Raw genomic sequence first — 16,633 nt, 5'->3', positions numbered from 1 at the left:
GGTTTGGTGGGGGTTCTTTCCCTCTTGTGTTCCTTGGGAAAGACCGCGCGTGGCACCGGAGCATGAGCGGGCGAGCTCCGGTGGCAGATCGACTTCCGCCCAGATCGTCTTGCGCGGGCGTGGGCCCTGTGCGACACCCCAGCGGTCGGCCAGGGACTCGACGAGGAGGAGCCCTCGGCCGGACTCGGCGTCTGCCCCAGCCGTGCCGAGCTGCGGCAGACGGTCGCCCCGGGTGTCGGTGACCTCGACGCGCAGGGTGTCGCCGATGACGTAGAGCATGAGGCGGAAGGTGCGGCCGGGTACCCGACCGTGGGTGGCGGCGTTGGCCGCCAGCTCGGCCACCACGAGGTCCGCCGGATGCAACGGAAGCCCCCACGTACGGAGTTGCTCGGTGGCGAGCAGCCGGGCCAGGCGGGCTCCACGGGGTGTGGAGGACAGCAGCACGCTGAAGTTGCGGACGGCGTCGTCGTGTTGGGGCGCGGCGTAGGCGGTTTCCTGATTCACGTCACTCAGCGTGGCGGAATCTGCTTGGGTCGAACCGTAATCAAGCCTGTACGTACGGTTACTGTCCCGCCGCTGTCCTGTTCTGTCTCGGCTGTCTCGGGTGCCGTACGGGTACGGCTGCGCGTTGGAGGTGGGTGGCCATGAGTAACGAAGGTGTGGACGAGGCGGGCTGGGACCTCGAACCGGGGGACGAGAGCGCGCCGTTGGTGGAGGCCGTGGGGCGCCTGGTGAGGTTCTGCCGGGAGGCCGCCGGGATGCGGGTGGCCGAGTTCGGGGAAGCCCTCGGGTACGGCGAGGACATGGTCCGCAAGATCGAGCGCGGGGCGCGGATTCCCCGGCCGGAGTTCCTGGACCGGGCGGACGAGATTCTGAACGCGGGAGGACATCTCAAGGCGTTCAAGGAGGACATGGAGAAGGCTCGGTATCCGAAGAAGGTGCGCGAGCTGAAGGCACTGGAGGACCGGGCGGTTGAGCTGATGCAGTACAGCAACCACAACATCCAGGGGTTGTTGCAGACGCCGGAGTATGCGCGGGCGCTGTTCGAGATGCGGCAGCCCGCACTCGCGCCGGACGTGGTGGAGCGGGAGACCGCAGCACGCACTGCCCGTAAGGGGATCTTCGAGCGGGAGCCCGCCCCGACGCTCAGCTTTATCCAGGAACAGGTGACGCTGGAACGTCCGCTCGGCGGGAGGGTGGTGCTGCGCCGACAACTCGAACACCTTTTGGATGTGGCCCAGTTGCGGAACGTCACACTTCAGGTCATGCCGACTGATCGTGAGGAGCATGCCGGAGTGCATGGCCTGATTCAGGTGCTGAAGTTCGCCGACGGCACGGCGATCGGTCGTTGCCCAGGCGCGTTCAACGGTCGCCCTGTCTCCGACCTCAGGGATCTTCGTATCCTGGAATTGCGGTATGGCATGATCCGCGCGCAGGCTCTCACGCCGAGGGAGTCGCTGGCCTTCATCGAGGGATTGCTGGAGAAACTATGAGTGCTACGGAACTGCACTGGTTCAAGAGCAGCTACAGCGACAGCAACGAACCTGGCGACTGCGTCGAGATAGCCCCCACCCCCACCACCATCCACGTCCGCGACTCCAAGAACACCACCGGCTCCCACCTGGGGTTCACCCCCCGCGCGTGGGCCGACTTCATCTCGTACGCGTCCGGGAGCTGACGCCCCGATCGGTACAAGGTCGGATCTTGGGGCGGCGCACCCGCATCACTCGACACCACCGAGGCCGATCCGGGGGGGGCGTCCACCGGGCCGTGCAAGGTGTCCTGATCCTCGGTACCGGCCGCGCTACCGCCTGCTGTGGCTGTTCAACGCCGTCGCGGCCGGCCCGTCGCACCGGCCGCGGAGCAAGGCCGAACACCGGGATCCCGGACCCTGCGCAAGGCATGAGCACGTCACTGGGTAGTCTGCCGCCCTCCATACAGGCACCCCCGAAGAGGTGTGAATGAGAACAGGCAGACGAACTCTCGCTGTGGCAGCGTTGGCGGGAGCGCTCGCTCTCTCCATGCTCAACGCCCCGGCAGCCCAGGCGGCGGACACCGGTATCACCGTGTCGGACATCGTCGTCAACGACGGCAAGCCGATCGTGGTGGGCACGTCGAAGGAGGTGGAGCCGTCCCTCAGCTTCGACATCACCCTGCCGTCCGGCTACAGCACCGATGACCCGGGCCGGTACGAGGCGTATCCCTTCATCTACCGCGGCAGCCTGAGGACGGCGACCGACACCGGGGAGAACTTCATAGGGCCGGGCAGCTACACCTGCTACGAGGAGAGCTCCAAGAAGGCCAGCTGCGAGGGCAACCTCTATATCGACCCGCACCCGAGCCAGGAACACGTCGACTCCAACAGCGACGCCACCACGTGGAAGGTCGCCGTGGCGCTGCGCCTGTTCAAGGCCAGCGGCGACCTCAAGGCCGAGGAGTACGAGACGAGGTCCAAGACCGTCCAGCTGAAGCGGGCGGCGAAGGCCACCGTCAACGCCTCGCCGGAGCCGGTCACCAAGGGCAAGAAGATCACCGTCACGGGCAAGCTGACCCGTGCGAACTGGAGCACCAAGAAGTACGGCGCCTACAGCGGCCGCACGGTCAGCCTCCAGTTCCGCGAGAAGGGCGCCGACTCCTTCAGGACGGTCAAGAAGGCCACCACCAGCAGCACCGGCGCCCTCAAGACCACGGTCACCGCCTCCACCGACGGCTCCTTCCGCTGGGTCTACTACGGCAACACCACGACCGGCCGCGCGACCAGCAAGGCCGACTACATCGACGTGCGCTGACACGGTGACGCGCTGACGTACGTTCTCCCTGCTTGCCTCGTGGTCTCCGCGAGGCGAGCGGGCACCAGGTGGGTGGTGAGCAGATCGCCTCGTCCCGGACCACGGCTCCGCCGAGATGGCCGCCGGGACACCCCTCACGTACGCATCGCGAGCCGCCTGCTCGTTGTCGGAGGGCGCCCGGGTTTGACCCGCGTCACCCTCCGGGTACTCTCTACGGCTCGATTGGCCAGCCCCAGGCCCCGTATGGCAGACTAGCGGGGTTGCTCGGTCGAGAGTTGATGCTGCGCGCCTCCCGCCGGGAGGACCGGAAGCGAGTCCCACAGTACTCGTCGTCCCAACTGCCTCACGGCAGCGCTGGGACGGACGTACGGGAATCTTCCGGGAAGCGTGGGCGCGGCCCCGGCCAGGCACCCGGTGGGCCATTCGCCCCCGGCCCGCGGTTCTGGTAGGGCCGCACTCCCCAAGCAGGGATGTTCGGACAAGGGACATCCGTGTCAGCGGGAGCGCGACACGCCCGACCGCGTGGGTCGGAGGAAATCAAGGGAACACCGGGTTCCAGAGCGTAAAGAGAGACAGGACTACGAAGTAGCCATGGCGGGACAGAAGATCCGCATCCGGCTCAAGGCCTACGACCACGAGGTCATCGACTCCTCGGCGAAGAAGATCGTCGAGACGGTGACCCGTACTGGTGCGTCGGTCGCGGGCCCGGTGCCGCTGCCCACTGAGAAGAACGTGTACTGCGTCATCAAGTCGCCGCACAAGTACAAGGACTCGCGCGAGCACTTCGAGATGCGCACCCACAAGCGCCTGATCGACATCCTCGACCCGACCCCGAAGACCGTTGACTCTCTGATGCGACTCGACCTCCCGGCCGGTGTCGACATCGAGATCAAGCTCTGAGGCGCGGTGATCTGAGAGATGGCTAAGCAGATCAAGGGCATCCTGGGCGAGAAGCTCGGCATGACGCAGGTGTGGGACGAGAACAACCGTGTCGTCCCGGTCACCGTCGTCAAGGCCGGCCCCAACGTCGTGACCCAGGTCCGTACGAATGACAGTGACGGCTACGAGTCGGTCCAGATCGCCTTCGGCGAGATCGACCCGCGCAAGGTGAACAAGCCCCTCAAGGGTCACTTCGCCAAGGCCGACGTCACCCCCCGTCGCCACCTCGTCGAGATCCGCACCGCGGACGCCTCCGAGTACACGCTGGGCCAGGAGATCACCGCTGAGGTGTTCGAGGCCGGCGTCAAGGTCGACGTGACCGGCAAGAGCAAGGGCAAGGGCTTCGCCGGTGTCATGAAGCGCCACAACTTCCGTGGCCTCGGCGCCGGGCACGGCACCCAGCGCAAGCACCGCTCACCCGGTTCCATCGGTGGCTGCGCCACCCCGGGCCGCGTGTTCAAGGGCCTCCGCATGGCGGGTCGCATGGGCAACGAGCGGGTCACCACCCAGAACCTGACCGTCCACGCCGTTGACGCGGAGAAGGGTCTGCTGCTCATCAAGGGCGCGGTTCCCGGTCCGAACGGCGGCCTCGTCCTGGTCCGCACCGCGGCCAAGGGGGCCTGAGGTAACCGATGAGCACTGTTGACATCCTTTCGCCGGCAGGCGAGAAGGCCGGTAGCGTCGAGCTCCCCGCGGAGATCTTCGGCCTGGAGAAGGTCAGCATCCCGCTGATCCACCAGGTGGTCGTCGCGCAGAACGCCGCTGCCCGCCAGGGCACTCACAAGACCAAGACCCGTGGCGAGGTCCGTGGTGGCGGCAAGAAGCCGTACCGCCAGAAGGGCACCGGCCGCGCCCGTCAGGGTTCGACCCGCGCCCCACAGTTCGCCGGCGGTGGCGTCGTCCACGGCCCGCAGCCGCGTGACTACTCGCAGCGGACCCCGAAGAAGATGAAGGCCGCGGCCCTGCGCCACGCCCTCACCGACCGGGCCCGCGCCAACCGCATCCACGTCGTCACCGGCGTGATCGAGGGCGAGACCCCCTCCACGAAGGCCGCCAGGACGCTGTTCGGCAAGATCTCGGAGCGCAAGAACCTGCTCCTGGTCGTCGAGCGCGCCGACGAGGCCGCGTGGCTGTCCGCCCGCAACCTGCCCCAGGTCCACATCCTGGAGCCGGGCCAGCTGAACACGTACGACGTGATCGTCTCGGACGACGTGGTCTTCACCCAGGCCGCTCTCGAGTCCTTCGTCGCCGGCCCGAAGAAGGCCAACGACACCGAAGGGAGCGAGGCCTGATGGCTACGCGTCACCCCTCCATCGCCTCGAAGGCCGCCAAGGCCGCCAAGGCCGCGCGCGTCGCCAAGGCGCGTCGCCACGCCACCGAGGGCAAGAACACCGTCGTCACCCCGGCGAGCAAGGCGTACACGGACCCCCGTGACATCCTGCTCAAGCCGGTGGTGTCCGAGAAGAGCTACGCGCTCCTCGACGAGGGCAAGTACACGTTCATCGTCGACCCGAGCGCCAACAAGACCCAGATCAAGCAGGCCGTCCAGGCGGTCTTCCAGGTCAAGGTCACCGGGGTCAACACGATCAACCGCCAGGGCAAGCGCAAGCGGACCCGCACGGGCTACGGCCAGCGTGCCGCCACCAAGCGCGCGATCGTGACCCTTGCCGAGGGCGACCGTATCGACATCTTCGGCGGTCCGACCTCCTGACGGGGGTCTGAGCGTCCAGATTTCGGAAGAACTTCCGAGGACTGAGAGACAATGGGTATCCGCAAGTACAAGCCGACGACCCCGGGCCGTCGTGGCTCCAGCGTCGCCGACTTCGTCGAGGTCACGCGGTCCACGCCGGAGAAGTCGCTGGTCCGCCCCCTGCACAGCAAGGGTGGCCGTAACAACTCCGGTCGTGTGACCGTCCGCCACCAGGGTGGTGGCCACAAGCGCGCCTACCGTGTGATCGACTTCCGTCGTCACGACAAGGACGGCGTGCCGGCGAAGGTCGCGCACATCGAGTACGACCCCAACCGCACCGCGCGCATCGCGCTGCTGCACTACGCGGACGGCGAGAAGCGCTACATCCTCGCGCCGCGCAACCTGTCGCAGGGCGACCGCGTCGAGAACGGTCCCGGGGCCGACATCAAGCCGGGCAACAACCTGGCCCTCCGCAACATCCCGGTCGGTACCACGATCCACGCGATCGAGCTCCGTCCCGGTGGCGGCGCCAAGTTCGCCCGCTCCGCCGGTGCCTCCGTGCAGCTGCTCGCGAAGGAGGGCTCGATGGCCCACCTCCGCATGCCGTCCGGTGAGATCCGCCTGGTCGACCAGCGCTGCCGCGCCACGGTCGGCGAGGTCGGCAACGCCGAGCAGAGCAACATCAACTGGGGCAAGGCCGGCCGCAAGCGCTGGCTGGGCGTCCGCCCGACCGTTCGCGGTGTGGCGATGAACCCGGTTGACCACCCGCACGGTGGTGGTGAGGGCAAGACCTCCGGTGGTCGCCACCCGGTCTCCCCGTGGGGTCAGAAGGAGGGTCGTACTCGTTCGCCGAAGAAGGCTTCGAACAAGTACATCGTCCGCCGCCGCAAGACGAACAAGAAGCGCTAGGAGCGGGTTTAGATGCCGCGCAGTCTCAAGAAGGGGCCCTTCGTCGACGACCACCTGATCAAGAAGGTGGACGCCCAGAACGAAGCCGGCACCAAGAACGTCATCAAGACCTGGTCCCGTCGCTCCATGATCGTGCCGGCCATGCTCGGCCACACGCTCGCGGTGCACAACGGCAAGACCCACATCCCGGTGTTCGTCACCGAGTCGATGGTCGGCCACAAGCTCGGCGAGTTCTCGCCGACGCGCACCTTCCGGGGCCACGTCAAGGAAGACCGGAAGTCGAAGCGCCGCTAGTAGCGGATCGCATTCAGACACGTAAGAAACTGAAGGGACAACCATGGAAGCCAGGGCCCAGGCGCGGTACATCCGCGTCACGCCCATGAAGGCCCGCCGTGTGGTGGACCTCATCCGTGGCATGGACGCCACGGAGGCCCAGGCGGTCCTGCGATTCGCTCCGCAGGCTGCCTCTGTGCCGGTCGGCAAGGTGCTCGACAGCGCCATCGCCAACGCCGCGCACAACTACGACCACCCGGACGCCACCTCGCTGTTCATCAGCGAGGCGTACGTCGACGAGGGCCCGACCCTGAAGCGGTTCCGTCCGCGCGCCCAGGGCCGTGCCTACCGGATCCGCAAGCGGACCAGCCACATCACCGTGGTCGTCGCCAGCAAGGAAGGAACCCGGTAATGGGCCAGAAGGTTAACCCGCATGGGTTCCGGCTCGGTGTCACCACGGACTTCAAGTCCCGCTGGTACGCCGACAAGCTGTACAAGGACTACGTCAAGGAAGACGTCGCCATCCGTCGGATGATGACGTCCGGCATGGAGCGCGCCGGCATCTCGAAGGTGGAGATCGAGCGCACCCGTGACCGCGTGCGTGTGGACATCCACACCGCTCGTCCGGGCATCGTCATCGGCCGCCGTGGCGCCGAGGCCGACCGCATCCGCGGTGACCTCGAGAAGCTCACGGGCAAGCAGGTCCAGCTGAACATCCTCGAGGTCAAGAACCCCGAGACCGACGCTCAGCTCGTGGCCCAGGCCGTCGCCGAGCAGCTCTCCTCCCGTGTCTCCTTCCGCCGTGCCATGCGCAAGAGCATGCAGTCGGCGATGAAGGCGGGCGCCAAGGGCATCAAGATCCAGTGCGGTGGCCGTCTCGGCGGCGCCGAGATGTCCCGCTCGGAGTTCTACCGCGAGGGCCGTGTGCCCCTGCACACGCTCCGCGCGAACGTGGACTACGGCTTCTTCGAGGCCAAGACGACCTTCGGCCGTATCGGTGTGAAGGTCTGGATCTACAAGGGCGACGTCAAGAACATCGCCGAGGTCCGCGCCGAGAACGCTGCCGCCCGTGCGGGTAACCGCCCGGCCCGCGGTGGCGGCTCCGACCGCCCGGCCCGTGGTGGCCGCGGTGGCGAGCGGCGCGGTCGCAAGCCGCAGCAGGCTGCCGGCGCCGAGGCCCCCAAGGCCGAGGCTCCCGCCGCCGCTCCGGCTGAGAGCACCGGAACGGAGGCCTGACCGTCATGCTGATCCCCCGTAGGGTCAAGCACCGCAAGCAGCACCACCCGAAGCGCACTGGTGCGGCCAAGGGTGGAACGCAGGTTGCGTTCGGCGAGTACGGCATCCAGGCGCTGACCCCGGCCTACGTGACGAACCGCCAGATCGAGGCGGCTCGTATCGCGATGACCCGCCACATCAAGCGTGGCGGCAAGGTCTGGATCAACATCTACCCGGACCGTCCGCTGACCAAGAAGCCCGCCGAGACCCGCATGGGTTCCGGTAAGGGTTCGCCGGAGTGGTGGATCGCGAACGTCAAGCCCGGTCGGGTGATGTTCGAGCTGTCCTACCCGAACGAGAAGATCGCCCGTGAGGCCCTGACTCGCGCCGCCCACAAGCTGCCGATGAAGTGCCGGATCGTCAAGCGCGAGGCAGGTGAAGCGTGATGTCGGCCGGTACCAAGGCGTCCGAGCTGCGCGAGCTGGGCAACGAGGAGCTTCTGGCGAAGCTCCGCGAGGCCAAGGAAGAGCTGTTCAACCTCCGCTTCCAGGCGGCGACGGGTCAGCTCGAGAACCACGGCCGTCTGAAGGCGGTCCGCAAGGACATCGCGCGGATCTACACCCTGATGCGCGAGCGTGAGCTGGGCATCGAAACGGTGGAGAACGCCTGATGAGCGAGAGCAACGTGACTGCAGAGAAGACCGAAGCGCGCGGATTCCGCAAGACCCGCGAGGGTCTGGTCGTCAGCGACAAGATGGACAAGACCGTCGTCGTCGCCGTCGAGGACCGCGTGAAGCACGCGCTGTACGGCAAGGTCATCCGCCGTACGAACAAGCTCAAGGCGCACGACGAGCAGAACGCCGCGGGTGTCGGCGACCGCGTCCTCCTCATGGAGACCCGGCCGCTCTCCGCGACGAAGCGCTGGCGCGTCGTCGAGATCCTCGAGAAGGCGAAGTAACCAAGCGGGGGCTTCGGCCCCCGCTGCCCCCCGCCGAGGGCTCCGCCCTGGTACCGGGCCCGCCCGACGGAACCGCGAGGTGACTCGCGGGACTCCGCCGGGCGTCCCGCGAGTCACGGCACGCGCGCAAGCGCGAGCCCGCTCCGCGGCCGGGCACCGGGCCCGGTGCCCGGCCGGGTGCTCCCGGCGAGGGTTTCGCCAGACCGAGACATCCCGCGGCCAGCCCGCGGGGCCACGACCCGCGGGTCCGACCCGCGGGCCAGACCGCCGCCCCGATGGGCGCCGTCGAGCGATCGGCGGAGCCCCCGGGAAACCGGCCGAGTGACGTGGAACGACCGCGCTCCAGCAGCGCGAGGGTTTTACGGAGCCCGCCGGGCAGGCCACGCACATTCCTGCGGGAGCAACTCGCAGGACAGTTCCGCCAGGCTCGCAGGTTGACCCGAAAGGTCACTGCGGGAACCGGCAGACGATCAGGAGATAGACGTGATCCAGCAGGAGTCGCGACTGCGTGTCGCCGACAACACTGGTGCGAAGGAGATCCTTTGCATCCGTGTGCTCGGTGGCTCCGGTCGCCGCTACGCGGGCATCGGTGACGTCATCGTCGCCACCGTCAAGGACGCGATCCCCGGTGGCAACGTGAAGAAGGGTGACGTCGTCAAGGCGGTCATCGTTCGCACCGTCAAGGAGCGCCGCCGTCCGGACGGCTCGTACATCCGCTTCGACGAGAACGCCGCCGTCATTCTGAAGAACGACGGCGACCCTCGCGGCACCCGCATCTTCGGCCCGGTCGGGCGTGAGCTGCGCGAGAAGAAGTTCATGAAGATCATCTCGCTGGCTCCGGAGGTGCTGTAAGCATGAAGATCAAGAAGGGCGACCTGGTCCAGGTCATCACCGGCAAGGACAAGGGCAAGCAGGGCAAGGTCATCGCGGCCTTCCCCCGCGAGGACCGTGTCCTGGTCGAGGGTGTCAACCGGGTCAAGAAGCACACCAAGGCCGGTCCGACCGCCAAGGGTTCGCAGGCCGGTGGCATCGTCACCACCGAGGCGCCGATCCACGTCTCCAACGTCCAGCTGGTCGTTGAGAAGGACGGCAAGAAGGTCGTGACCCGCGTCGGTTACCGCGTCGACGACGAGGGCAACAAGATCCGCGTTGCCAAGCGGACGGGTGAGGACATCTGATGGCTACCACCACGACTCCGCGTCTGAAGACGAAGTACCGCGAGGAGATCGCGGGCAAGCTGCGTGAGCAGTTCCAGTACGAGAACGTCATGCAGATCCCCGGCCTCGTGAAGATCGTGGTCAACATGGGTGTGGGCGACGCCGCCCGCGACTCCAAGCTGATCGAGGGCGCCATCCGCGACCTCACCACGATCACCGGTCAGAAGCCGGCCGTCACCAAGGCCCGCAAGTCCATCGCGCAGTTCAAGCTGCGTGAGGGCCAGCCGATCGGTGCCCACGTCACGCTCCGTGGCGACCGCATGTGGGAGTTCCTGGACCGCACCCTGTCGCTCGCGCTGCCGCGCATCCGCGACTTCCGTGGTCTGTCCCCCAAGCAGTTCGACGGCCGTGGCAACTACACCTTCGGTCTCACCGAGCAGGTCATGTTCCACGAGATCGACCAGGACAAGATCGACCGCGTCCGGGGTATGGACATCACCGTGGTGACCACGGCGACCAACGACGAAGAGGGCCGCGCGCTCCTCCGTCACCTCGGCTTCCCGTTCAAGGAGGCGTGAGCGAGATGGCGAAGAAGGCTCTGATCGCGAAGGCTGCTCGTAAGCCGAAGTTCGCCGTGCGTGGCTACACCCGCTGCCAGCGGTGTGGCCGTCCGCACTCCGTGTACCGCAAGTTCGGCCTGTGCCGTGTGTGCCTTCGTGAGATGGCTCACCGCGGCGAGCTGCCGGGCGTGACCAAGAGCTCCTGGTAGTCCCCCAAATAGGGACTCCTGAAGCTCTCGGTAAGTAAAGGGCAGTGGCAGGTGCCCACCTCTCCATGGCTTAGGCTGGGAGGGTTGGGCGCCTGACGCCCATACGACTTACTACGCCGTAGGTCCACCGCGCCGCACCCGTCCCGTCTCGGATCGGGGAGAGGGATGGCGCACCAGGAAACCCCGGCGAGAGAGGCCGAAGGCCAATTCATGACCATGACTGATCCGATCGCAGACATGCTCACGCGTCTGCGGAACGCGAACTCGGCATACCACGACTCCGTGACGATGCCGGCATCGAAGATCAAGTCGCACATCGCGGAGATCCTCCAGCAGGAGGGCTTCATCACGGGCTGGAAGGTCGAGGACGCCGAGGTCGGCAAGAACCTCGTCCTGGAGCTGAAGTTCGGCCCCAACCGTGAGCGCTCCATCGCGGGCATCAAGCGGATCTCCAAGCCCGGTCTCCGGGTGTACGCGAAGTCCACCAACCTGCCGAAGGTGCTCGGCGGCCTCGGCGTGGCGATCATCTCCACGTCGCACGGGCTCCTCACCGACAAGCAGGCCGGCAAGAAGGGCGTAGGCGGAGAAGTTCTCGCCTACGTCTGGTAGCGGAAGGGAACGGAGGAAACAGCTATGTCGCGCATCGGCAAGCTCCCCATCGCGGTTCCCGCCGGCGTGGACGTCACCATCGACGGCCAGACGGTCTCGGTCAAGGGCCCCAAGGGCTCGCTGACCCACACCGTCGTGTCGCCGATCGAGATCGCCAAGGGTGAGGACGGCGTCCTGAACGTCACCCGCCCCAACGACGAGCGTCAGAGCAAGGCCCTGCACGGCCTGTCCCGCACGCTGGTGGCGAACATGATCACCGGCGTGACCCAGGGTTACGTGAAGAAGCTCGAGATCAGCGGTGTCGGTTACCGCGTTGTCGCCAAGGGCTCGAACCTCGAGTTCTCCCTCGGCTACAGCCACCCGATCCTGGTCGAGGCCCCCGAGGGCATCACCTTCAAGGTGGAGGCCCCCACCCGCTTCTCTGTCGAGGGCATCGACAAGCAGAAGGTCGGCGAGGTCGCGGCCAACATCCGCAAGCTGCGCAAGCCCGACCCGTACAAGGCCAAGGGCGTCAAGTACGAGGGCGAAGTCATCCGCCGCAAGGTCGGAAAGGCGGGTAAGTAAGCCATGGCATACGGTACGAAGATCGCCAAGGGTGACGCCTACAAGCGCGCCGCGATCAAGCGCCGCCACACCCGGATCCGTAAGAAGGTCAACGGTACGGCTGAGCGTCCCCGTCTGGTCGTGACCCGCTCGAACCGCCACATCGTCGCCCAGGTCATCGACGACATCAAGGGTCACACCCTGGCGTCGGCGTCGACCCTGGACGCCTCGATCCGTGGCGAGGGCGAGAAGTCCGCGCAGGCCGGCAAGGTCGGCGCCCTGGTCGCCGAGCGCGCCAAGGCCGCGGGCGTCGAGGCCGTCGTGTTCGACCGTGGTGGTAACCGGTACGCGGGTCGCATCGCGGCTCTCGCCGACGCCGCCCGCGAAGCCGGGCTCAAGTTCTGAGCTCGCTGCGTAGCTAGCGGAAACAGAGAGAGGTAAATCCAATGGCTGGACCCCAGCGCCGCGGTGGCGGTGCCGGTGGCGGCGAGCGGCGGGACCGGAAGGGCCGTGACGGCGGCGCAGCTGCCGCCGAGAAGACCGCGTACGTTGAGCGCGTTGTCGCGATCAACCGCGTCGCCAAGGTTGTGAAGGGTGGTCGTCGCTTCAGCTTCACCGCGCTGGTCGTGGTGGGCGACGGTGACGGCACCGTGGGTGTCGGTTACGGCAAGGCCAAGGAGGTGCCGGCCGCCATCGCCAAGGGCGTTGAGGAGGCCAAGAAGCACTTCTTCAAGGTCCCCCGGATCCAGGGCACCATCCCGCACCCCATCCAGGGTGAGAAGGCTGCCGGCGTCGTGCTGCTCAAGCCCGCGTCCCCCGGTACCGGTGTGATCGCCGGTGGTCCGGTGCGTGCCGTGCTCGAGTGCGCCGGTATCCACGACGTGCTGTCGAAGTCGCTCGGCTCCGACAACGCGATCAACATCGTGCACGCGACCGTGGAGGCCCTGAAGGGTCTGCAGCGTCCCGAGGAGATCGCGGCCCGCCGTGGTCTGCCGCTCGAGGACGTCGCCCCCGCGGCTCTCTTGCGCGCGCGTGCCGGGGCGGGTGTGTGATCATGGCGCAGCTCAAGATCACGCAGGTCAAGTCCTACATCGGCAGCAAGCAGAACCACCGTGACACCCTGCGCTCCCTTGGCCTCAAGGGCATCAACACGCAGGTCGTCAAGGAGGACCGCCCCGAGTTCCGCGGCATGGTGCACACCGTCCGCCACCTCGTGACGGTCGAGGAGGTCGACTGATCATGGCGGAGCAGAACCCGCTCAAGATCCACAACCTCCGTCCCGCCCCGGGCGCCAAGACCGCCAAGACCCGCGTCGGTCGTGGTGAGGCGTCGAAGGGTAAGACGGCCGGTCGTGGTACCAAGGGCACCAAGGCCCGCTACCAGGTTCCGGAGCGCTTCGAGGGTGGCCAGATGCCCCTCCACATGCGTCTCCCGAAGCTGAAGGGCTTCAAGAACCCCTTCAAGACCGAGTACCAGGTCGTGAACCTGGACAAGCTCGCCGCCCTCTATCCCGAGGGTGGGGAGGTCACCGTTGCCGACCTGGTCGCCAAGGGTGCCGTCCGCAAGAACAGCCTTGTCAAGGTCCTGGGCCAGGGCGAGGTCTCCGTGGCGCTGCAGGTGACGGTCGACGCCGTCTCCGGCTCCGCCAAGGAGAAGATCACCGCCGCCGGCGGTACCGTCACCGAGCTCATCTGAGCCCGCTGACCCGGTTCGGGAGGGCCGGGAGTTCCTTCGGGAACTCCCGGCCCTTTTCGTGCCCTCGCGTCATCGAGGACCGGCGACGCGGGGCGGTTCCGGTCGGCTGAAGCGCGCGCGGGCGCGGCCGGGGGCAGGGTGTCGGCGAGCGCCTGCTTAGCCCCCTCCCGGCCGTACGCGGGCTTCCTGGCGCGCCTGTGTGGCCCGCGTGCCCGCTCGGCGGCTGCGGGCGTCTCCGTGACCTGGAACGGCGCCTGTCCGTGCCGGGGTGGCTTCAGAGCGGTTGATGTCGTCCTTGCCGGAATGCCTACGGCTCACCGTCGCGGCCACCGCCTCGAAGGGCAAGGCGCCGGCGTCCCCGTCTCGGTCGTGTCCGCCGGCGCCGACGCCCGTACGACGGTGACCGTGCTCGAAGGCGATGGGACACATCCCGCCGTTTTCACGGCGGGCCGGCCCTTCACGGTGGTCGGCATCCTGGACGAGGTCGACCGCAAGGCCGATCTCCCGCCGTCCGTCGTCGCACCGGCCCGGAGAACCACGAGGCCGTACCGCCGCTCAGGCACGAGAACTGCGCGGGGACGTCACCTCGGGCCTGAACCGGCTCTTCCTGCTGCCGGTGGCGATCCGCCCGGCCATCGGTGCCGTCGGTGTCGCCAACACCACACGGGTGGGCGTTCAGGAACGTACGGCGGAGATCGGACTGCGACGGGCCCCCTGGGTCCGTGGGCATGTGACCGGGAAGTTCCTGACCGGGTCGGCGACGCCGGGCGTGCCGGGCGGGCTCGTCAGGGGACTCGTAGGGGGGCTGTAACCTGCCTGGCGCGCCTCAAGGGCCCAGCCCGCAGGGGCACTTCGGAGATGAAGGGGTGGCCGGGCAACATCACTTCACCAATGTGCTGGCTCCACGTAGGGTAGTCGGCACTGTTAGTCTGCCTCGTGGCCTGTATACCGGGCCGCCGACTACACAGATCCCCATTCCTTCGCACAACATACCGTCACCTCTCGCGTAGCGAACGCGGGGGTCGCAGGAGGCACCGTGCTCACCGCGTTCGCCCGGGCGTTCAAGACGCCCGACCTGCGCAAGAAGCTGCTCTTCACGCTCGGCATCATCGTGGTCTACCGGATCGGTACGCACATCCCGATCCCGGGCGTCGACTACAGCGCCGTCCAGTTCTGCATCGACCAGGCGAACACCAGCACTGGTCTGTTCGGGCTGGTCAACATGTTCAGCGGCGGCGCGCTGCTCCAGATCACGATCTTCGCGCTCGGCATCATGCCGTACATCACGGCGAGCATCATTCTGCAGCTGCTGACCGTGGTGATCCCGCGCCTCGAAGCCCTCAAGAAAGAGGGGCAGGCCGGTACGGCGAAGATCACGCAGTACACGCGTTACCTCACCGTCGCCCTGGCGATCCTCCAGGGCACGGGTCTGGTGGCCACCGCGCGCAGCGGCTCGCTGTTCTCGGGCTGCTCGCTGGCGAGCTCCATCGTCCCGGACCGCTCGATCTTCACCACCATCACCATGGTGATCACCATGACCGCCGGTACGGCCGTCGTCATGTGGCTCGGTGAGCTCGTCACCGACCGCGGTATCGGCAACGGCATGTCGATCCTGATGTTCATCTCGATCGCCGCCACCTTCCCGTCCGCCCTGTGGGCCATCAAGAAGCAGGGTTCCCTCGCGGGCGGCTGGATCGAGTTCGCCATCGTCATCGCGGTCGGCCTGGTCATGGTCGGTCTCGTGGTCTTCGTCGAGCAGGCCCAGCGGCGCATCCCGGTGCAGTACGCGAAGCGCATGATCGGCCGCCGGTCCTACGGCGGTACCTCGACGTACATCCCGCTGAAGGTCAACCAGGCGGGTGTGATCCCCGTCATCTTCGCGTCATCGCTGCTGTACATCCCGGCGCTGATCGTCCAGTTCTCCAACTCCCAGGCGGGCTGGGCGACCTGGATCACGGCGAACCTCGCGGACACGGGCGCCCCGGCGCACATCGTCCTCTACTTCTTCCTGATCGTCTTCTTCGCCTTCTTCTACGTGGCCATCACGTTCAACCCCGAGGAAGTCGCGGACAACATGAAGAAGTATGGTGGCTTCATCCCGGGCATCCGGGCTGGCCGACCGACCGCTGAGTACCTTTCGTACGTGCTCAACCGGATCACCTGGCCGGGTTCGCTGTACTTGGGGTTGATCGCTCTCGTTCCGACAATGGCGTTGGCTGGTTTCGGGGCAGACCAGAACTTCCCGTTCGGCGGCACCAGCATCCTCATCATCGTGGGTGTTGGTCTGGAGACGGTGAAGCAGATCGAGAGCCAGCTTCAGCAGCGCAATTACGAAGGGTTCCTCCGCTGATGCGAATCGTCCTCGTCGGGCCGCCCGGTGCCGGCAAGGGAACGCAGGCCGCGTTCCTTGCCAAGAACCTGTCGATCCCGCACATCTCCACGGGCGACCTCTTCCGTGCCAACATCAGCCAGCAGACGGAGCTCGGGAAACTCGCGAAGTCCTACATGGACGCGGGCAACCTGGTGCCGGACGAGGTCACCATCGGGATGGCCAAGGACCGCATGGAGCAGCCCGACGCCCGTAACGGCTTCCTGCTCGACGGTTTCCCGCGGAACGTGTCGCAGGCCGAGGCGCTCGACGAGATGCTCACGTCCGAGGGCATCAAGCTGGACGCGGTGCTGGACCTGGAGGTCCCCGAGGAAGAGGTCGTCAAGCGGATCGCCGGCCGCCGCATCTGCCGGAACGACTCGTCGCACGTCTTCCACGTGTCGTACAAGGCGCCGAAGCAGGAGGGCGTCTGCGACCAGTGCGGCGGTGAGCTGTACCAGCGTGACGACGACTCCGAGGAGACCGTGCGCAAGCGGCTGGAGGTCTACCACACGCAGACCGAGCCGATCATCGACTACTACAAGGCCCAGGGCCTGGTGGTGACGATCTCGGCGCTCGGGAAGGTGGACGAGGTCACGCAGCGGGCGATGGAAGCGCTCAAGCGCAAGGACGACGACAAGTAGTCGAGCTGGTGCTTCGGCCGCGGTTCCCCTCCGGGGGCCGCGGCCGAAGTGCGTGTGGGGGCTCCCTCCCCTGCCC

28 protein-coding genes are annotated in these 16,633 nt (G+C 67.1%); 27 read left to right on the top strand and 1 reads right to left on the bottom strand.

Features of this window, described 5'->3' with window-relative positions; all coding sequences use genetic code 11:
- On the bottom strand, positions 1-504 hold a 504-nt coding region (locus FNH04_RS23410; RefSeq protein WP_322723620.1), incomplete at its 3' end, for an ATP-binding protein.
- Between the two features lie 140 nt (positions 505-644).
- Here FNH04_RS23410 and FNH04_RS23405 point away from each other — a divergent pair.
- From FNH04_RS23405 to FNH04_RS23270, 27 genes are all read left to right on the top strand, one after another.
- Positions 645-1,493: a helix-turn-helix domain-containing protein gene (locus FNH04_RS23405; protein WP_152787320.1), complete on the top strand. Its 849-nt coding sequence runs from the start codon at positions 645-647 to the stop codon at positions 1,491-1,493.
- The gene (locus FNH04_RS23400) at positions 1,490-1,678 is read left to right on the top strand and encodes a DUF397 domain-containing protein (protein WP_152787318.1); all 189 of its coding nucleotides are present in this window, start codon (positions 1,490-1,492) and stop codon (positions 1,676-1,678) included. The genes FNH04_RS23405 and FNH04_RS23400 overlap by 4 nt, the downstream gene beginning before the upstream one ends.
- 283 nt (positions 1,679-1,961) lie before the next feature.
- Positions 1,962-2,789 (top strand): hypothetical protein, encoded by an 828-nt coding sequence (locus FNH04_RS23395; RefSeq protein ID WP_152787316.1) that lies wholly within the window; start codon positions 1,962-1,964, stop codon positions 2,787-2,789.
- 591 nt (positions 2,790-3,380) lie between these two features.
- On the top strand, positions 3,381-3,689 hold the full coding sequence (gene rpsJ / locus FNH04_RS23390) for a 30S ribosomal protein S10 (protein WP_003948644.1): 309 nt from the start codon (positions 3,381-3,383) through the stop codon (positions 3,687-3,689).
- Between the two features lie 18 nt (positions 3,690-3,707).
- Complete coding sequence (gene rplC / locus FNH04_RS23385; protein ID WP_115906450.1) at positions 3,708-4,352, top strand: 50S ribosomal protein L3; 645 nt, start codon at positions 3,708-3,710, stop codon at positions 4,350-4,352.
- 8 nt (positions 4,353-4,360) lie between these two features.
- Complete coding sequence (gene rplD, locus FNH04_RS23380) at positions 4,361-5,020, top strand: 50S ribosomal protein L4 (protein WP_152787314.1); 660 nt, start codon at positions 4,361-4,363, stop codon at positions 5,018-5,020.
- On the top strand, positions 5,020-5,439 hold the full coding sequence (rplW, locus tag FNH04_RS23375; protein WP_152787312.1) for a 50S ribosomal protein L23: 420 nt from the start codon (positions 5,020-5,022) through the stop codon (positions 5,437-5,439). Before rplD ends, rplW begins: the two co-directional genes overlap by 1 nt.
- A gap of 51 nt (positions 5,440-5,490) precedes the next feature.
- Complete coding sequence (gene rplB / locus FNH04_RS23370) at positions 5,491-6,327, top strand: 50S ribosomal protein L2 (RefSeq protein ID WP_152787310.1); 837 nt, start codon at positions 5,491-5,493, stop codon at positions 6,325-6,327.
- Positions 6,328-6,339: 12 nt separating this feature from the next.
- Positions 6,340-6,621 (top strand): 30S ribosomal protein S19, encoded by a 282-nt coding sequence (gene rpsS, locus FNH04_RS23365; protein ID WP_023547380.1) that lies wholly within the window; start codon positions 6,340-6,342, stop codon positions 6,619-6,621.
- Between the two features lie 43 nt (positions 6,622-6,664).
- Entirely contained in the window at positions 6,665-7,012 is a 348-nt protein-coding gene (gene rplV, locus FNH04_RS23360) for a 50S ribosomal protein L22 (RefSeq protein ID WP_062706767.1), read from the top strand.
- A complete protein-coding gene (rpsC, locus tag FNH04_RS23355) occupies positions 7,012-7,836 on the top strand; it encodes a 30S ribosomal protein S3 (RefSeq protein WP_030930513.1) in 825 nt (274 codons plus the stop codon). The genes rplV and rpsC overlap by 1 nt, the downstream gene beginning before the upstream one ends.
- Positions 7,837-7,841: 5 nt before the next feature.
- Positions 7,842-8,261, top strand: coding sequence for a 50S ribosomal protein L16 (gene rplP, locus FNH04_RS23350; RefSeq protein ID WP_053759513.1), 420 nt, complete (start codon positions 7,842-7,844; stop codon positions 8,259-8,261).
- The gene (rpmC, locus tag FNH04_RS23345) at positions 8,261-8,485 is read left to right on the top strand and encodes a 50S ribosomal protein L29 (protein WP_007494763.1); all 225 of its coding nucleotides are present in this window, start codon (positions 8,261-8,263) and stop codon (positions 8,483-8,485) included. The genes rplP and rpmC overlap by 1 nt, the downstream gene beginning before the upstream one ends.
- A complete protein-coding gene (rpsQ, locus tag FNH04_RS23340; protein WP_131564577.1) occupies positions 8,485-8,772 on the top strand; it encodes a 30S ribosomal protein S17 in 288 nt (95 codons plus the stop codon). The genes rpmC and rpsQ overlap by 1 nt, the downstream gene beginning before the upstream one ends.
- 483 nt (positions 8,773-9,255) lie before the next feature.
- Positions 9,256-9,624, top strand: a complete 369-nt coding sequence (rplN, locus tag FNH04_RS23335; RefSeq protein ID WP_003998823.1) for a 50S ribosomal protein L14 — start codon at positions 9,256-9,258, stop codon at positions 9,622-9,624.
- 2 nt (positions 9,625-9,626) lie between these two features.
- Positions 9,627-9,950: a 50S ribosomal protein L24 gene (rplX, locus tag FNH04_RS23330; RefSeq protein ID WP_152787306.1), complete on the top strand. Its 324-nt coding sequence runs from the start codon at positions 9,627-9,629 to the stop codon at positions 9,948-9,950.
- Positions 9,950-10,507, top strand: a complete 558-nt coding sequence (gene rplE / locus FNH04_RS23325) for a 50S ribosomal protein L5 (RefSeq protein WP_152787304.1) — start codon at positions 9,950-9,952, stop codon at positions 10,505-10,507. The genes rplX and rplE overlap by 1 nt, the downstream gene beginning before the upstream one ends.
- Before the next feature lie 5 nt (positions 10,508-10,512).
- Complete coding sequence (locus tag FNH04_RS23320; RefSeq protein ID WP_049567381.1) at positions 10,513-10,698, top strand: type Z 30S ribosomal protein S14; 186 nt, start codon at positions 10,513-10,515, stop codon at positions 10,696-10,698.
- Positions 10,699-10,908: 210 nt separating this feature from the next.
- Positions 10,909-11,307 (top strand): 30S ribosomal protein S8, encoded by a 399-nt coding sequence (rpsH, locus tag FNH04_RS23310; RefSeq protein WP_007384075.1) that lies wholly within the window; start codon positions 10,909-10,911, stop codon positions 11,305-11,307.
- 24 nt (positions 11,308-11,331) lie between these two features.
- On the top strand, positions 11,332-11,871 hold the full coding sequence (gene rplF / locus FNH04_RS23305; RefSeq protein ID WP_152787302.1) for a 50S ribosomal protein L6: 540 nt from the start codon (positions 11,332-11,334) through the stop codon (positions 11,869-11,871).
- Positions 11,872-11,874: 3 nt separating this feature from the next.
- On the top strand, positions 11,875-12,255 hold the full coding sequence (gene rplR, locus FNH04_RS23300) for a 50S ribosomal protein L18 (RefSeq protein WP_152787300.1): 381 nt from the start codon (positions 11,875-11,877) through the stop codon (positions 12,253-12,255).
- Between the two features lie 41 nt (positions 12,256-12,296).
- A complete protein-coding gene (gene rpsE, locus FNH04_RS23295; RefSeq protein WP_004984517.1) occupies positions 12,297-12,902 on the top strand; it encodes a 30S ribosomal protein S5 in 606 nt (201 codons plus the stop codon).
- A 2-nt stretch (positions 12,903-12,904) separates the two neighbouring features.
- Positions 12,905-13,087 (top strand): 50S ribosomal protein L30, encoded by a 183-nt coding sequence (rpmD, locus tag FNH04_RS23290; protein WP_003974250.1) that lies wholly within the window; start codon positions 12,905-12,907, stop codon positions 13,085-13,087.
- Between the two features lie 2 nt (positions 13,088-13,089).
- Complete coding sequence (gene rplO, locus FNH04_RS23285; RefSeq protein WP_152787298.1) at positions 13,090-13,545, top strand: 50S ribosomal protein L15; 456 nt, start codon at positions 13,090-13,092, stop codon at positions 13,543-13,545.
- Positions 13,546-14,161: 616 nt separating this feature from the next.
- A complete protein-coding gene (locus FNH04_RS23280; RefSeq protein WP_152787296.1) occupies positions 14,162-14,356 on the top strand; it encodes an ABC transporter permease in 195 nt (64 codons plus the stop codon).
- A gap of 225 nt (positions 14,357-14,581) precedes the next feature.
- Entirely contained in the window at positions 14,582-15,895 is a 1,314-nt protein-coding gene (gene secY, locus FNH04_RS23275; protein ID WP_322723615.1) for a preprotein translocase subunit SecY, read from the top strand.
- Positions 15,895-16,557 (top strand): adenylate kinase, encoded by a 663-nt coding sequence (locus FNH04_RS23270; RefSeq protein ID WP_152787294.1) that lies wholly within the window; start codon positions 15,895-15,897, stop codon positions 16,555-16,557. The genes secY and FNH04_RS23270 overlap by 1 nt, the downstream gene beginning before the upstream one ends.
- The last annotated feature ends 76 nt before the right edge of the window (positions 16,558-16,633 follow it).

It is taken from the genome of Streptomyces phyllanthi (assembly GCF_009377205.1).
In the GTDB taxonomy this organism is placed as follows: domain Bacteria; phylum Actinomycetota; class Actinomycetes; order Streptomycetales; family Streptomycetaceae; genus Streptomyces; species Streptomyces phyllanthi.
Note: the sequence above shows the minus strand (reverse complement) of the source record. Positions and strands in the feature narration are given on the sequence as shown.

What these genes read in the sequence shown, in the direction of transcription:
- FNH04_RS23405 (WP_152787320.1), top strand. Translation starts at nt 645, where the DNA reads ATGAGTAACGAAGGTGTGGACGAGGCGGGCTGGGACCTCGAACCGGGG.
- FNH04_RS23400 (WP_152787318.1), top strand. Translation starts at nt 1,490, where the DNA reads ATGAGTGCTACGGAACTGCACTGGTTCAAGAGCAGCTACAGCGACAGC.
- FNH04_RS23395 (WP_152787316.1), top strand. Translation starts at nt 1,962, where the DNA reads ATGAGAACAGGCAGACGAACTCTCGCTGTGGCAGCGTTGGCGGGAGCG.
- rpsJ (WP_003948644.1), top strand. Translation starts at nt 3,381, where the DNA reads ATGGCGGGACAGAAGATCCGCATCCGGCTCAAGGCCTACGACCACGAG.
- rplC (WP_115906450.1), top strand. Translation starts at nt 3,708, where the DNA reads ATGGCTAAGCAGATCAAGGGCATCCTGGGCGAGAAGCTCGGCATGACG.
- rplD (WP_152787314.1), top strand. Translation starts at nt 4,361, where the DNA reads ATGAGCACTGTTGACATCCTTTCGCCGGCAGGCGAGAAGGCCGGTAGC.
- rplW (WP_152787312.1), top strand. Translation starts at nt 5,020, where the DNA reads ATGGCTACGCGTCACCCCTCCATCGCCTCGAAGGCCGCCAAGGCCGCC.
- rplB (WP_152787310.1), top strand. Translation starts at nt 5,491, where the DNA reads ATGGGTATCCGCAAGTACAAGCCGACGACCCCGGGCCGTCGTGGCTCC.
- rpsS (WP_023547380.1), top strand. Translation starts at nt 6,340, where the DNA reads ATGCCGCGCAGTCTCAAGAAGGGGCCCTTCGTCGACGACCACCTGATC.
- rplV (WP_062706767.1), top strand. Translation starts at nt 6,665, where the DNA reads ATGGAAGCCAGGGCCCAGGCGCGGTACATCCGCGTCACGCCCATGAAG.
- rpsC (WP_030930513.1), top strand. Translation starts at nt 7,012, where the DNA reads ATGGGCCAGAAGGTTAACCCGCATGGGTTCCGGCTCGGTGTCACCACG.
- rplP (WP_053759513.1), top strand. Translation starts at nt 7,842, where the DNA reads ATGCTGATCCCCCGTAGGGTCAAGCACCGCAAGCAGCACCACCCGAAG.
- rpmC (WP_007494763.1), top strand. Translation starts at nt 8,261, where the DNA reads ATGTCGGCCGGTACCAAGGCGTCCGAGCTGCGCGAGCTGGGCAACGAG.
- rpsQ (WP_131564577.1), top strand. Translation starts at nt 8,485, where the DNA reads ATGAGCGAGAGCAACGTGACTGCAGAGAAGACCGAAGCGCGCGGATTC.
- rplX (WP_152787306.1), top strand. Translation starts at nt 9,627, where the DNA reads ATGAAGATCAAGAAGGGCGACCTGGTCCAGGTCATCACCGGCAAGGAC.
- rplE (WP_152787304.1), top strand. Translation starts at nt 9,950, where the DNA reads ATGGCTACCACCACGACTCCGCGTCTGAAGACGAAGTACCGCGAGGAG.
- FNH04_RS23320 (WP_049567381.1), top strand. Translation starts at nt 10,513, where the DNA reads ATGGCGAAGAAGGCTCTGATCGCGAAGGCTGCTCGTAAGCCGAAGTTC.
- rpsH (WP_007384075.1), top strand. Translation starts at nt 10,909, where the DNA reads ATGACCATGACTGATCCGATCGCAGACATGCTCACGCGTCTGCGGAAC.
- rplF (WP_152787302.1), top strand. Translation starts at nt 11,332, where the DNA reads ATGTCGCGCATCGGCAAGCTCCCCATCGCGGTTCCCGCCGGCGTGGAC.
- rplR (WP_152787300.1), top strand. Translation starts at nt 11,875, where the DNA reads ATGGCATACGGTACGAAGATCGCCAAGGGTGACGCCTACAAGCGCGCC.
- rpsE (WP_004984517.1), top strand. Translation starts at nt 12,297, where the DNA reads ATGGCTGGACCCCAGCGCCGCGGTGGCGGTGCCGGTGGCGGCGAGCGG.
- rpmD (WP_003974250.1), top strand. Translation starts at nt 12,905, where the DNA reads ATGGCGCAGCTCAAGATCACGCAGGTCAAGTCCTACATCGGCAGCAAG.
- rplO (WP_152787298.1), top strand. Translation starts at nt 13,090, where the DNA reads ATGGCGGAGCAGAACCCGCTCAAGATCCACAACCTCCGTCCCGCCCCG.
- FNH04_RS23270 (WP_152787294.1), top strand. Translation starts at nt 15,895, where the DNA reads ATGCGAATCGTCCTCGTCGGGCCGCCCGGTGCCGGCAAGGGAACGCAG.